Raw genomic sequence first — 12646 nt, forward strand, 5'->3', positions numbered from 1 at the left:
TCTCGGTAATTTATATGCATATTCTAATATATTCTATTACAAAAAGCAAACACCCGCCCACCATCATTTTCTTTCGACCAAATTAAAAAATAATGACTCGGCGCGCAGCATATACTCACCGAGCCATTATCCGCAAGCTCATCAGCCTCGCATTTCACGTTATTTTACCAGCGAATAGCACCATCCGCCATTAATTGCTCCCTCAATGCCCGGACATCTATCTGCGACGGCTGCGTGCCCGCTTTTATAGCCATAGCTGCAGCTGTGCCGGCCGCCTGCCCCATAGCCGTACATGCCGGCATGACCCTCAAAGATGAATGGGCTTCATGCGTACTGGATATAGGCCGCCCTGCTACTAATAGATTATCTACATTTAACGGCAAAAGGCATCTGTAAGGTATACCATAATAATCCCCTTCATTCAATGACTTGAGCACCGTTCCGGTTCCGGAGGGATTGTGTATGTCTATATTATAGGCAAAATAGCATATTGAGTCATCGAATTTACGGCCGCTTAATACATCATCTTCGTTCAGCACATACCGGCCCACTATCCGCCGGGATTCCCTTACCCCTATCTGCGGTGCCGATACCTGAAAATATGAATTCTCAAAACCTGGAACATACCGCTTTAAGAAATAAAACATCTCCCAGCATTGTTCCCTGACCTCCATTTCAGCCTGGGTTAGTTGCTTTGCATCGGTGGCATCTTTCATCACTATGCGCGTCGTGTTGAAGTGTATCACATCAGGCTGCATGGTATCGAAGAACAATACATCTTCGCGAGGATTGTGTATCTCTCCTCCGGCAACGGCCTCTTTATAAAGCCTATTTATTTCATTGTTGGAGGGCATTTTATAACGATCCACATTTGCCACCCTGAAGCACATGGTCATCGGCTGGGCAAAGCCATCTTCATCTCTCCCTTTATTGCAAGGTACGCCTGCCATATAGGCTACATCGGCATCACCCGTACAATCGATAAATACACGCCCTTCTATATTATACACACCGGATTTATTAGCGACACGTATGCTTTCTATAGAGCTTTCACCGCTCTTATTCACGCCTTCTATAAAGGTATGCAGCAGTACCTCTACGCCTGCTCTTTGTATCATGCGGTTTAGCACAAGTTTCATAACCTCAGCATCGAATACCGCTTTATTTTTTAGCCCTCCCAATTTATCCAGCTCATCGAGTATCTCTTGAAATATACCGAATATAAGCTGATTTTCCTCGGTATAGGGCTTTTTAGCCTTAAAATAGGTCATAAACGGATTAACCAGGCCTGCCGTGGCCATACCGCCTAAAAAGCCGTAGCGCTCTACAAGCAGCACATCCTGCACGCCGTGACGCTTAGCAGCCACTGCCGCCGCTACGCCGGTCAATCCTCCGCCGGCCACCACCAGATCATAACACTCTTTCATATCCATCACCTTCCTGATTATTCATAAGTATTATAGCATATGTCTGGGAAAGGGTAGTGAAAAGTCAGCTCTTCCCCTATAACCTGCCATCGGCCTTCAGGCTATCGATGATCTCTTTATTTATATCATCGACGTGATAGGTATCTTTCGTGGTCTTTATATATTCATCCCACTTGCTCAGGGGTTCCTCACCGGTTATAAATTTCAACAACATTTCACCCTCATAACGGTTTAGGTCAGCGCCATATTGCTTCCACACAGGCCCTGGTGTAAAGCCTTCGGCTACATTGGGCAGATTGGGATTTTCTGTAGCCGAATCCTCCAGAGACGCGGCATATTCCCCATACTTCCCATACCAGAACAACGGATCCCATATATGCCTCATCTTGCCGTATACTTCCAACCACTCGGCTTTACCCGCTTCGGTGAATTCTATGCTGCCATCCGGCTTTTTATTGTAATGCATACCTTCTATACCATAATGCGTTAGCTCGTAGCCTTTACCATCTATAAGGTAATCCAGGAATTGTATAAGCCTTTTGGGATCTTTTGCTTTTGATGATATAAGGAACACACCATCCATAGAGCGCCTATCACTTTCTAGATAGGCATAACCATCCGGCCCCTGAGGAGGATTGGTAGGGACCCATTTCGCTTTCGGGTCTAGCTGCTTCATATTATATTGCGTATCTAATATAAAATGCAGATTCCAGTTATAAAATGCCATGCCGGTCGAACCTTGGGCTGCCTTATTATTAACCTGCTCGGTTTTGTTTGTCACTATCTCCGGATCTATGAGCCCCTCGGCATAGAGTTTATGCACCCACTCAAGCGCTTGCTTCATGCGCGAATGTTGCATTACCCGTATAATTTCTCCATTTTCTTCTACATAATGATCGCTGGCCGGCACTACGCCAAAAGCCCCAAACAGTGGGCTTAATGCCCATACACCGCTACCGGTATATGTTGCGTTTTTATTTCGCTTAAAAGCTTGAAGCACGCTATAAAAGTCGTCTACGGTCTTAAAGTTCTCAGACCCAAGTTTGTCTTCCCAGCCATCGCCAATGCCCAATTCCTCTATCCAGTCCTGGCGCACCCATAGCTGTTGAGGGTTCAGCACGTTCAAAAGTGGTACGCCCCATACCTGGCCGCTCATCTTAACTAAATCCCAATTTTCTTTGGGTATGATTTTTTGCAGATTGGGACCATACTGAAGCAGATCATCTATCGGTATAAAGGCCCCTTGGTCAGCTAATGTTTTCCAGTCCATACCTGGCATAAATTGTATCAATTCAGGATAATCACCGCCCGCCACTGTGACTTGTACCTTCTCGGCATATTCGTTCATCGGCGGAATGATGACATTAATTTTGGTATTGGTATCTTTTTCGATGATTGGCTTTATAGGGTCATTTTCTGGTGGGAATTCTCTGCCCCAGCTATACATCCAGTCAAACTCGTAAACCTCTTGGCTGGTTTGTACCTCATCGCCTGCTTGTTCTGAAGTCCCCTGCGCCGGTGCCTGTTCATTGCCTGGCTGTCCTCCATTTGAAGAGCAGCCGGCAAATACGGCTAACATCAGACCGATGGCCATCGCCAATGCCAAAAACCTTAAACTCTTCTTCATAAAACATACCTCCATTTTCATTATTTATTCTTTTACTGAACCCAGAAGGATGCCCTGGGTAAAATACCTCTGTAAGAACGGGTACACAACTAATATCGGGACTGTGGTTACCACTATAGTAGCCATGCGCACCGCCAGGCTGGATGCCTTGGTAGTTTCAACTATGTTAAAGACTTGATCAGACGATGCGCTGAACAGTATCTGCCTTAGTACCACTTGTAATGGATAAAGTCGCTGGTTGTTTATATAGATTATGGCATTGAAGAAGGCATTCCAGTAACCTACCATATAAAACAGCGCTATTGTGGCCAACATTGGCAAAGATAAAGGCAGTATTATGCGAAACAATATCAAAAAGTCATTGGCCCCGTCCAATTTGGCTGATTCCTCTAAACTGTCTGGTATTGTAAGGAAATAATTCTTCATTATTATCAGGTTGAATGCGCTTACCGTACTTGGCAGTATAAGCGCCCACACGCTGTCCAACAGCTTCAGGCTTCTCACCACCATATAGGTTGGTATCAAACCTCCACCGAACAGCATGGTAAAGGTTATTATAAAAAGCAATATACTTCTTCCCGGCAGTCTCCTGCGCGATAACGGATAAGCCGTTAGTACGGTCACGAGTAGGCTCAACACCGTACCAACCACAGTAACAAATATGCTTATCTTATAGGCTTGCGGTATAGTATCGGTCTCAAATATTTGCTTATAAGCCAGAAAGTCCAGAGACTTTGGCACATAAAGTATACCTTTGCCAACGTTGACCAACTCCGAAGCCGGCGTTACAGATACCAGTATCACGTAAACAAAAGGGAATAATGTTATTATCGCCAAAAGTATCAATATGACATAATTCATTATGCTAAATACCCTCTCTCCGGCCGTCTGTTTTATCATCCCGCTTCGCCTCCTTTACCATATACCTGATTCTCCCATACGATGTGTGACCCAGTTGGCCGCGACTACTAAAACAAGTCCTATGAGCGATTTAAATAAGCCCACGGCAGTAGCTAGGCTGTATTGCATACCTTGAAGGCCGATCCTGTACACCCATGTATCTATGATATCCGACACTTCATAAACCGCCGAATTATACATTATGAATATCTGTTCAAAGCCAGCATTTAATATATTACCCAGTCTGAGTATAAGCAATATGGCTATAGTGCCTCTTATGCCGGGCAATGTTATGTGCCATGTCTGCTGCCATCGATTGGCACCATCTATTTGCGATGCCTCATACAATTGCGGATCTATGCCAGACAAGGCTGCCAGATATATGATGGAACCCCAGCCTACCTCTTTCCATATGTCTGATGCCACCAGCACCGTCCTAAACCATTCTTTGGATGCCATAAAATATATGGGCTCCCCACCGAACATCTTTATGATATTATTGACCACACCGGTCTGAGGCGAAAGCATATCGGTCAATATGCCGCCTATAACTACCCACGATAAAAAGTGTGGCAGGTAGCTTATGGTCTGTATAGTGCGTTTAAATATCGAGTTTTTTACTTCATTAAGCAATAAGGCCAATATTATGGGTGCCGGAAAGCCCCACAAAAGCTTATAGACACTGATTATAAAGGTGTTCCACAACGTCTGCGCGAAAAACGGCGACTCAAAGGCTTGCTTAAAATACTTAAGCCCGACCCACGGGCTGTCTATTATACCCTGCATGATCTTAAAGTCCTTAAACGCTATCGTCACACCATACATGGGTATATAATGAAAGACAACGAAATACGTTATGCCCGGTATAAGCATAATATATAGATATTTGAATTCTGACAAACGCTTAAAAGCCGTTGCCACACTATTCGGTTTTTTGCGCAAAGCAACCGTTTGTTGTTCTATCAATCATTCTCTCCTCCTCTCAGCTTTCATTCTAACAACCATTGTATTATAAAGTAAATGCTTAGTATTTCTCTTTTAAAAAAACAAGAGGATTGCCTCAAAATCGGCAATCCTCCGTTACATATTCATTATATTCTCATATTTTGACTATCATATTTTCACCTTTTACGCTCACATACTTCGGCTACATTCAGGCCATCTCACCTTCCGCGGGTGCAATTATTGCAATTTGCAAAAGCTTCTTTATAAGTCAGAGCGACTGATAACGCCATAGACCAGATGCACAATACCACCGATGAGCAGCGAAATTCCAATAATAATCGATATTGAGAACCAGGCTATAAACGGATTGAGCAATAGCAACGCTCCTACAATCAAAAGCAGTATATCCATTACAATGGCCGCAGTATACAAATTGGAACTTGCGGTCTTATAGGCCTTTGCATCGATAATACGCCGTATAGCATCTATAATAAACCAGATACCGATAATATACACGAACACATTAATAGCAAAGTCGGGCTGGCTCACCAGTATAATGCCGAAAATAATCACTAACACGCTCAAAACCAGATGAAAGGTAGTCATGTTGTTTTGCTCATGTCTGATATTTTCCGCAAGAGAAACAACACCGCCTATAATTACCGCAATGCCGACCAGCAATGCTATGGCCCTTACGGTGCCGGTAGGATTAGCAAACACAATGATGCTGGCAATTATCATAACGATCCCGATAGCAATGACCAACCACTTTATATCCTTCATGTAAACTACCCCCTTAAAATTTTTGTACTTCCATTTTCATATTATTACAAATTAAGCTATATGTCAATCTCTTTATAGGCATTTATCGCAATTTTTTTATTTTTCGTCTCTTTTTCATGCCGTTTTGCCTTTTTTCGCATGCCCAAAAAACATTATCCTGTTTTAGACCAAACGGCCGTCGGTAATTAAAATATAATCATCGCGCGATGATAAGGCCGGCCTGTTAAATATAACAGGAGGTAGCTATCATGGATTATCAGTTAAAATCGTTGGTAGAAAGAGCAAAAGCAGGGGATAACGACGCTATAGAGGAAATATTAAAAAAGGTAAAACCCCTTATACTGTCATCGATATCCAAATGTCACAGCATTGCCATGGATGACGATGACCTTTACCAGGAAGCCGCTATAGAGGTTATATACAGCATAAAGGATTTTGACGATGAGCGGAATATACCGTTTCTGGCCTTTCTAAAAAAGCGTATATTCTACAGGCTCAAGAACCTGACCCGTTGCGAACAGCTGCTTCTGTCGCTGGATCAACCTGTCGGAGACGTGGACAGCGCCTGCACCATGGCCGATACAATACCCGATGCTGGTCCATCGGTAGAGGATATAGTACAAGTGGACCAGCAGTACTGGCATTTGCGCATGGCAATGGCTGCTCTGACGCCCAAACAGCGTCGCGTGCTCAAGATGCATTATATGCAGGGTATGTCCATGGCTGATATAGCACGAAAGGATGGGCTCCATTATCAGGCAGTGGTAAAGCTCAAAGAGCGGGCACTTAATAATATGAGAATTTTTATGGAAAACGATATATAACAACAATCGCCTTTTTGCTATCTATATAGAGTAAGGAGGTGATAACATGGCAGTAGAAGTAAGGCCCACCGTAACCCGCCTGCGCATAAATATGGATTACGGCACCGATGCCAACGGCAGAAAGCTTACGCGCAGCAAATCCTTCAACAACGTCAAGCCCGATGCCGCTGACCAAACCATATTTGATGTGGCCATAGCTTTAGCCGACCTACAGGAGCATCCCGTAACCGCTATACGCAAGGTCAGCGAAAGCGATCTGGTAGAAGCATAAGGTAATAGCTCAAACAATACGGAATAAGGAGGTGAGAGCTCGTGGAGAATGTGCTAGAACTGCTCTTTGAAAATGCTGCTGGCCGTGCTTTCCGCATAACGTTAAACGATCCGAAACCGGACTTGACACCGGCCCAGATACAAAGCGCCATGGCGCTGGTGTTGAGCAATGACATATTCGATTTAGAAGCCGGCCCTTATACTATAAGCGGGGCCAATATAATAACCACAGATACCACGCCTATAGAGCTGGCATAAGCAAAAGGGTACCCACTGCGGGTACCCTTTTTTGAAAGGAGATGAATAAAATGGAGCAATGGCTCAGTTCAATAGCCAACCTCGGTTTCCCCATAGTGGTCTCTATATATCTATTAGTGCGAATAGAGGCCAAATTGGAAAACCTCACCGGTAGCATAAATGAATTGGCCCAGGTTCTGATACAGTTCAAACAATAAGGCCGGGCGGCGGCAAAAGTCGCCGCCTTAATATTTGCCTTTAGGCATACCTTCCCTGTATTTGCCTCTCGTTTGCACACCCCCTATGCCTTGAGCCCCCGTTATGGTGGATTCTAAAACATCTTTAACCTGTACTATGGTATTTATATCGGTATAAGCTACTTTTTGACATATAAATACCGGGTCCAACGCATGGATCATAACCCGTCCCGGGGAACTGGCAAAATTGGCACCGGCATGCAGCAAGGCTTCGTAATTGGATTGACACGCCCCCGCAAATATAACCAGTTCATCCAAGGATGGTATATACCGCCTCACCCTTTCAACGGTTTCGACAAAGTAGTTTGAATTCCTGTAATTATTAATATCAGCTATATTCTTCTTGTTTTTCCCCATGGCATCGTGTCCTGTTATAACCAATATATCCGGCAAATAGTCCTTTACCAAAGCCGGCACTGTATCCGGCTGTCTGTTTTCAGGTATCAGCTTAAGCACCGCATCGATTCCCAGCCTTTTATAAGCACCCATACACATATCTATATAATCCTCGTCGCTGTCTATATGCAGCACTCTGCCAGGACGTGCAAAGGTATCGGCGCGCATGGCGCGGAATGCCGAACGCATTCGAGCAGCGCTGCCAGAGATGCACTTTCTCAGATACCTTTCGCATTTCATGCTCATTTCCCTGGTATATCGATTCATCATATCAGGCGTTACCTTTATCAAATCATCCAATGGGGCACTGGCTTCTACGCGCATATCTATGCCTTTTAATAGTGCTGTGGGTACCGGTTTATCCAAGATGGCACATATCTTGAATAAAACATCGAAATTATAAGATCGCCTGGCCACTATATCGCCCACTTCAAATGCCTCGCTCATATTACATCAAACCCCACATAGTAGTATATATCACTATATATACTATGTGAGACGAATATACATTGCTACAAATCGCAAGTTGTGGATCTGCAATTCGTAATATGGCAAGTTTAGCGCATGCAATGATATAAAGCCTACGCCCGCTCATGAAATATTGCTGGCGTACTTACAATTCGTTTCGTTTGAGCAAGCTAACGCCGGTAATTCGCGTCCATGCTCAGTGCCGGCTGGTCGGGCGTCCATGCCCGACCTACGCTTGCTCTACGCTGCACTCATTGAGTACGCCTACGCAATATTTCAAGGCGTTCTCCGGCTTTATATCATTTACATCGCTTTATATCGCCCGTTTCAGTCATATATTACGAATTACAGCTGCGGATAAATGCGTTTGCATTTTTATGCATATAAATGTATAATTATAATATTCTATCGAGAGAGAAGGGATGAAATGATAAGGGTTGGAATAATAGGCGCTACCGGATACGCGGGCATAGAGCTAGTAAGACTGCTGTGTGGCCATCCTGATGCCACCATAACCCAAATAATATCGCAAAGCTTTGTCGGCAAAAAGATATCCGACGTCTACCCGCATCTTAAGGGTATACTGGATATTGAGTGCCGCGAATTGAATACAGACGAGCTACCAGCTCAATGCGATGTGGTATTTACATCGTTGCCTCAAGGAACATCCAGCGAGGTGATACCTCCCCTGTATAGCGCAGGATGTACCATAATAGATCTGAGCGCCGATTTTAGATTCCATGACGCCGCTGTATACGAGCAATGGTATAAAATGCCCCATCCGGCGCCGCAATTGTTACCCGATGCTATATACGGTCTGCCTGAGCTGCATCGCACTGATATAGCCAAAGCGCGCCTGGTCGGCAACCCCGGTTGTTACCCCACTGCCACGCTGCTGGGCCTAGCACCCGCGGTAAAGGTCGGTGCTATTGATACAAACAGCATTATCGTAGATGCCAAGTCAGGTGTAAGCGGTGCTGGACGAGCATCCAGCCTGGAATATAGTTTCTGCGAATGCGACGAGGATATGAAGGCGTACAAAGTCGCACAGCACAGGCATACACCCGAGATAGAGCAGGAGCTGTCGATCCTGGCACAAAACGATGTGGTGATATCCTTCACACCCCATCTTATACCTATGAAACGCGGAATATTGGCCACCATATATGCAACGTTAAAGAATGACCTATCGCTCGAAGGCTTGCTGAATATATACGGAAATTTCTACAAAGACGAGCCTTTTGTGCATATATATGAGAACGGAACGCTGCCGTCCACCAAGGCGGTGGCAGGCTCTAATCATTGCCATATAGGCCTGACTGTTGATCAGCGCACGCATCGCATTATCATAACCTCTGCAATAGATAATCTGGTCAAAGGGGCCGCCGGTCAAGCAGTACAGAATATGAATATCATGCTCAACCTGAGCGAAACCGCAGGACTTGCGTTGCCGGGGTATTATATATGAACGGAGGAACGTTTATGGAAGAGCTCATTAAAAAAGCCGGTATATTGATAGAAGCCCTGCCGTATATACAGCGCCTGTACGGTAAAACCGTCGTCATAAAGTACGGCGGCGCCGCTATGACCGATCAAGTGCTTAAGGCATCGGTAATGGAGGATATAACGCTTTTAAAATACATAGGCGTAAACCCAGTAGTGGTACACGGCGGTGGCCCGGATATAAATAAGACATTGGAGCAACTCGATATCACTCCCCAGTTCCACGACGGCCTCAGGATAACCGATGCGCAGACCATGGAAGTAGCGCAGATGGTGCTTATAGGTAAGACCAATAAAGAGATAGTCGCGCTTATAAATAAAGCTGGCGGTAAAGCCATAGGCGTATCGGGTATAGATGGAAATCTCATAGAGGCTGAACAGTACAAGACCGATATAAACGGCAAGCAGTCGGATATAGGTTATGTAGGCAATATCAAGCGCATAAACTCCAAGGTTCTCGAGATTATAGCCAAAGACGAGTATATACCTGTGGTAGCACCCATAGGCATAGGAGATGACGGACACAGCTATAATATAAATGCCGATACGGTAGCTGGCGAGATAGCCTCTGCGCTCAAGGCTGAAAAGCTCATGCTGCTGACCGACGTAGAGGGCATAAAACCGTCAAAATCAGCTGATAACATAGCGCCGGTGCTCACAGCGGCCGAGGTGTATGATCTAATAGAAAACGGCATTATAGACGGTGGCATGATACCCAAAGTGCTGGGCTGCATAAAAGCTCTGGATAGCGGTGTATCGAGGACACATATATTGGACGGACGCATACCCCACTGCATACTGCTGGAGATATTTACTGACCGCGGTATAGGCACCATGATAACAAAAGGCAGCGTGTGATCACGCTGTCTTTGTATCACCAGCCGCTGCTAATTGCGGGGTTTCTTGTTCTAGCAAAGTGTGCAGATATGCTCTGAAATCATCGGCTATGTCCTCGCGCTTTAGCGCAAACTCGACGGTAGCCTGCAGGAATCCGAGCTTATCGCCCACGTCGTAACGTTTGCCTTCGAATTCGTATGCATACATCGCTTCACATTTAAGCAATTCCTGTAGAGCATCGGTAAGCTGTATCTCGCCGCCCGCGCCCGGCTGTGTATGCTCAAGTATATCGAATATCTGAGGTGTTATAATGTATCGGCCCAATATGGCCACATTAGACGGTGCTTGCTCGCGAGACGGTTTTTCGACCAGTTCTTTAACCTTATATATACCCGGCTCTATCTGCATATACTTCAAGATGCCGTATCTGTTCACTTTATCCCATGGCACCTGCTGCACGCCCAGTACCGTTGTCTTATACTCGTTGTAGACGTCTATGAGCTGTTTCAAACACGGCGTCTTGGAATCTATGACATCGTCGCCCAGCAGCACTGCAAACGGCTCATTGCCTATAAACGAGCGGGCACAGTATATAGCATGTCCCAGCCCTCGCGGTTCTTTTTGCCGTATATAATGTATATCAACCATATTGGATATATCCTCTACAAGATGAAGCAGTTCCTCTTTGCCCTGACGCTTGAGTTCCATTTCAAGCTCTACCGATTTGTCAAAATGGTCCTCTATGGCCCGTTTGCCGCGGCCGGTAACGATTATTATATCCTCTATGCCGGAAGCTATGGCTTCTTCTACAATATATTGAATAGTAGGCTTATCAACTATAGGTAGCATTTCCTTAGGCTGAGCTTTTGTGGCCGGTAAAAATCGCGTGCCCAATCCCGCGGCTGGTATTATAGCCTTTCTGACTCGCATATATACGCCTCCTTTAGCTTTGGTTTGTTACATTAAATTTACGCCTTTTCTCAGCTTTTGTCAAACCAATTATTTTTGCAAACATGCGTGCCGGTTTATAAATCGTCGCTTTAGCAATATATTTACCCATGAGCGACATTTTTAGACCATAACAGGGCTTGCAGCTTATAAAAAATATGCTATGATAGAGTATAAGAAACGAATGATGGATAAAATAACATGCAGAGATGGAAGGTAAAGGAATATGGCTATAGAAAAGCGTAGTTCGGATACTATGGGTTTTACTCCCGTACAGAATAATTTCATAGATAATTATATAAAGGATGTCGATGGAGACTACGTAAAGGTATACCTCTGCATGTTGAGGCAATACCTTATAAGCGGTAACATGCCTGATATTAGCGTTATAGCTGATTTATCCGGCTTAAGCAGGGATAAGGTGCGCCAAGCTCAGCGCTACTGGTGCCAGGCCGGCTTTTTCAGCGCTCCCTCGAAAGCGCCGTCGGTGCAAAGCGATATATCGCTCGATGACAGGCCGTCTTACACGCCCACCGAGATAAATGCCAGCATACAAAGCAGCAATGAGATAGCTCTGCTGTTCAAAATAGCTGAAGAAAAGCTAGAGCGCCTGCTAAGCACAAATGATATACAGGTTATATACAGCTTGTACGACTGGCTGGGGTTACCCGTAGAGGTTATAATAATGTTGCTGGAGCACTGCCGATGCTTGGGCAAGCGCAATATAAGGTACATAGAGAAAGTAGCTGTGGAATGGGCGCAAAACGGCATAGACAGCATAGAAAAAGCCGAACAACACCTGCGCAGATTCGAAAAGCGCAATATCGACCACAAGAAGGTGTGCGAGCAGCTCGGTATATATGGTAATCCTACCAAACGTCAAGCTGAGTATATAGATAAATGGTTATACGAGTGGAATATGCCGCTGGATGTTGTGCTGTTGGCCTGTGACCAGACCGTAAATACGCGCGAACCGAGCTTTGCGTATATAGACGCCATACTGGAGCGCTGGCACAACGAGGGAGTATGTACGGTAGCCGATGCCGAGAAGGCGATACAGCGCTTTATAGAATCCAAAAAAGCAAAAACATCCGGTAACAAAAAACCAACGCAGACGCAAACAAAAAATAGTTTCCATAACTTCCCTCAGCGGGATTATGATTTCAAACAATTAGAACATCAGATACAGGAAAATAATTTGAAACGCTTTAAAGGTTAGAGGAG

At 44.9% G+C, this 12646-nt stretch carries 14 protein-coding genes; 7 read left to right on the top strand and 7 right to left on the bottom strand.

Features of this window, described 5'->3' with window-relative positions; translation table 11 throughout:
- Window positions 1-164: 164 nt before the first annotated feature.
- From MAHAU_RS12785 to MAHAU_RS12805, 5 genes are all read right to left on the bottom strand, one after another.
- Window positions 165-1427, bottom strand: coding sequence for an FAD-dependent oxidoreductase (locus MAHAU_RS12785; protein WP_041644151.1), 1263 nt, complete (start codon window positions 1425-1427; stop codon window positions 165-167).
- Window positions 1428-1503: 76 nt separating this feature from the next.
- The gene (locus tag MAHAU_RS12790; protein ID WP_013782140.1) at window positions 1504-3054 is read right to left on the bottom strand and encodes an extracellular solute-binding protein; all 1551 of its coding nucleotides are present in this window, start codon (window positions 3052-3054) and stop codon (window positions 1504-1506) included.
- Window positions 3055-3078: 24 nt separating this feature from the next.
- Window positions 3079-3954: a carbohydrate ABC transporter permease gene (locus MAHAU_RS12795; RefSeq protein WP_013782141.1), complete on the bottom strand. Its 876-nt coding sequence runs from the start codon at window positions 3952-3954 to the stop codon at window positions 3079-3081.
- A gap of 15 nt (window positions 3955-3969) precedes the next feature.
- Window positions 3970-4920 (bottom strand): ABC transporter permease, encoded by a 951-nt coding sequence (locus MAHAU_RS12800; RefSeq protein ID WP_013782142.1) that lies wholly within the window; start codon window positions 4918-4920, stop codon window positions 3970-3972.
- Between the two features lie 240 nt (window positions 4921-5160).
- Complete coding sequence (locus MAHAU_RS12805) at window positions 5161-5682, bottom strand: HdeD family acid-resistance protein (protein ID WP_013782143.1); 522 nt, start codon at window positions 5680-5682, stop codon at window positions 5161-5163.
- A gap of 248 nt (window positions 5683-5930) precedes the next feature.
- On the opposite strand from MAHAU_RS12805, the gene MAHAU_RS12810 reads away from it, so the two are divergent.
- The 4 genes from MAHAU_RS12810 to MAHAU_RS15450 are packed head-to-tail and all read left to right on the top strand — an operon-like array spanning window position 5931 to window position 7231.
- Window positions 5931-6506, top strand: coding sequence for an RNA polymerase sigma factor (locus tag MAHAU_RS12810; protein ID WP_013782144.1), 576 nt, complete (start codon window positions 5931-5933; stop codon window positions 6504-6506).
- A gap of 46 nt (window positions 6507-6552) precedes the next feature.
- A complete protein-coding gene (locus MAHAU_RS12815) occupies window positions 6553-6777 on the top strand; it encodes a DUF1659 domain-containing protein (RefSeq protein ID WP_013782145.1) in 225 nt (74 codons plus the stop codon).
- A gap of 41 nt (window positions 6778-6818) precedes the next feature.
- Complete coding sequence (locus tag MAHAU_RS12820) at window positions 6819-7034, top strand: DUF2922 domain-containing protein (protein WP_013782146.1); 216 nt, start codon at window positions 6819-6821, stop codon at window positions 7032-7034.
- Between the two features lie 50 nt (window positions 7035-7084).
- On the top strand, window positions 7085-7231 hold the full coding sequence (locus tag MAHAU_RS15450; protein ID WP_013782147.1) for a YvrJ family protein: 147 nt from the start codon (window positions 7085-7087) through the stop codon (window positions 7229-7231).
- Between the two features lie 27 nt (window positions 7232-7258).
- Here the strand turns inward: MAHAU_RS15450 and yabG are convergent, their stop codons facing one another.
- The gene (yabG, locus tag MAHAU_RS12825) at window positions 7259-8113 is read right to left on the bottom strand and encodes a sporulation peptidase YabG (RefSeq protein ID WP_041644153.1); all 855 of its coding nucleotides are present in this window, start codon (window positions 8111-8113) and stop codon (window positions 7259-7261) included.
- A 448-nt stretch (window positions 8114-8561) separates the two neighbouring features.
- Between yabG and argC the strand changes: the two genes are divergently transcribed.
- Window positions 8562-9602 (top strand): N-acetyl-gamma-glutamyl-phosphate reductase, encoded by a 1041-nt coding sequence (gene argC, locus MAHAU_RS12830; RefSeq protein WP_013782149.1) that lies wholly within the window; start codon window positions 8562-8564, stop codon window positions 9600-9602.
- Window positions 9603-9616: 14 nt separating this feature from the next.
- Window positions 9617-10495: an acetylglutamate kinase gene (gene argB / locus MAHAU_RS12835; protein WP_013782150.1), complete on the top strand. Its 879-nt coding sequence runs from the start codon at window positions 9617-9619 to the stop codon at window positions 10493-10495.
- On the opposite strand, the gene galU is transcribed toward argB, so the two are convergent.
- The gene (gene galU, locus MAHAU_RS12840) at window positions 10496-11404 is read right to left on the bottom strand and encodes a UTP--glucose-1-phosphate uridylyltransferase GalU (RefSeq protein ID WP_013782151.1); all 909 of its coding nucleotides are present in this window, start codon (window positions 11402-11404) and stop codon (window positions 10496-10498) included. It lies immediately after the preceding gene.
- A 244-nt stretch (window positions 11405-11648) separates the two neighbouring features.
- On the opposite strand from galU, the gene MAHAU_RS12845 reads away from it, so the two are divergent.
- Window positions 11649-12641: a DnaD domain protein gene (locus MAHAU_RS12845; RefSeq protein WP_013782152.1), complete on the top strand. Its 993-nt coding sequence runs from the start codon at window positions 11649-11651 to the stop codon at window positions 12639-12641.
- Window positions 12642-12646: the final 5 nt, after the last annotated feature.

Origin of the sequence: Mahella australiensis 50-1 BON (genome assembly GCF_000213255.1) — a bacterium.
In the GTDB taxonomy this organism is placed as follows: domain Bacteria; phylum Bacillota; class Clostridia; order Mahellales; family Mahellaceae; genus Mahella; species Mahella australiensis.

Coding starts and splice junctions, on each gene's coding strand:
- MAHAU_RS12785 (WP_041644151.1), bottom strand. CDS start 1,427: ATGAAAGAGTGTTATGATCTGGTGGTGGCCGGCGGAGGATTGACCGGC.
- MAHAU_RS12790 (WP_013782140.1), bottom strand. CDS start 3,054: ATGAAGAAGAGTTTAAGGTTTTTGGCATTGGCGATGGCCATCGGTCTG.
- MAHAU_RS12795 (WP_013782141.1), bottom strand. CDS start 3,954: ATGATAAAACAGACGGCCGGAGAGAGGGTATTTAGCATAATGAATTAT.
- MAHAU_RS12805 (WP_013782143.1), bottom strand. CDS start 5,682: ATGAAGGATATAAAGTGGTTGGTCATTGCTATCGGGATCGTTATGATA.
- MAHAU_RS12810 (WP_013782144.1), top strand. CDS start 5,931: ATGGATTATCAGTTAAAATCGTTGGTAGAAAGAGCAAAAGCAGGGGAT.
- MAHAU_RS12815 (WP_013782145.1), top strand. CDS start 6,553: ATGGCAGTAGAAGTAAGGCCCACCGTAACCCGCCTGCGCATAAATATG.
- MAHAU_RS15450 (WP_013782147.1), top strand. CDS start 7,085: ATGGAGCAATGGCTCAGTTCAATAGCCAACCTCGGTTTCCCCATAGTG.
- yabG (WP_041644153.1), bottom strand. CDS start 8,113: ATGAGCGAGGCATTTGAAGTGGGCGATATAGTGGCCAGGCGATCTTAT.
- argC (WP_013782149.1), top strand. CDS start 8,562: ATGATAAGGGTTGGAATAATAGGCGCTACCGGATACGCGGGCATAGAG.
- argB (WP_013782150.1), top strand. CDS start 9,617: ATGGAAGAGCTCATTAAAAAAGCCGGTATATTGATAGAAGCCCTGCCG.
- galU (WP_013782151.1), bottom strand. CDS start 11,404: ATGCGAGTCAGAAAGGCTATAATACCAGCCGCGGGATTGGGCACGCGA.
- MAHAU_RS12845 (WP_013782152.1), top strand. CDS start 11,649: ATGGCTATAGAAAAGCGTAGTTCGGATACTATGGGTTTTACTCCCGTA.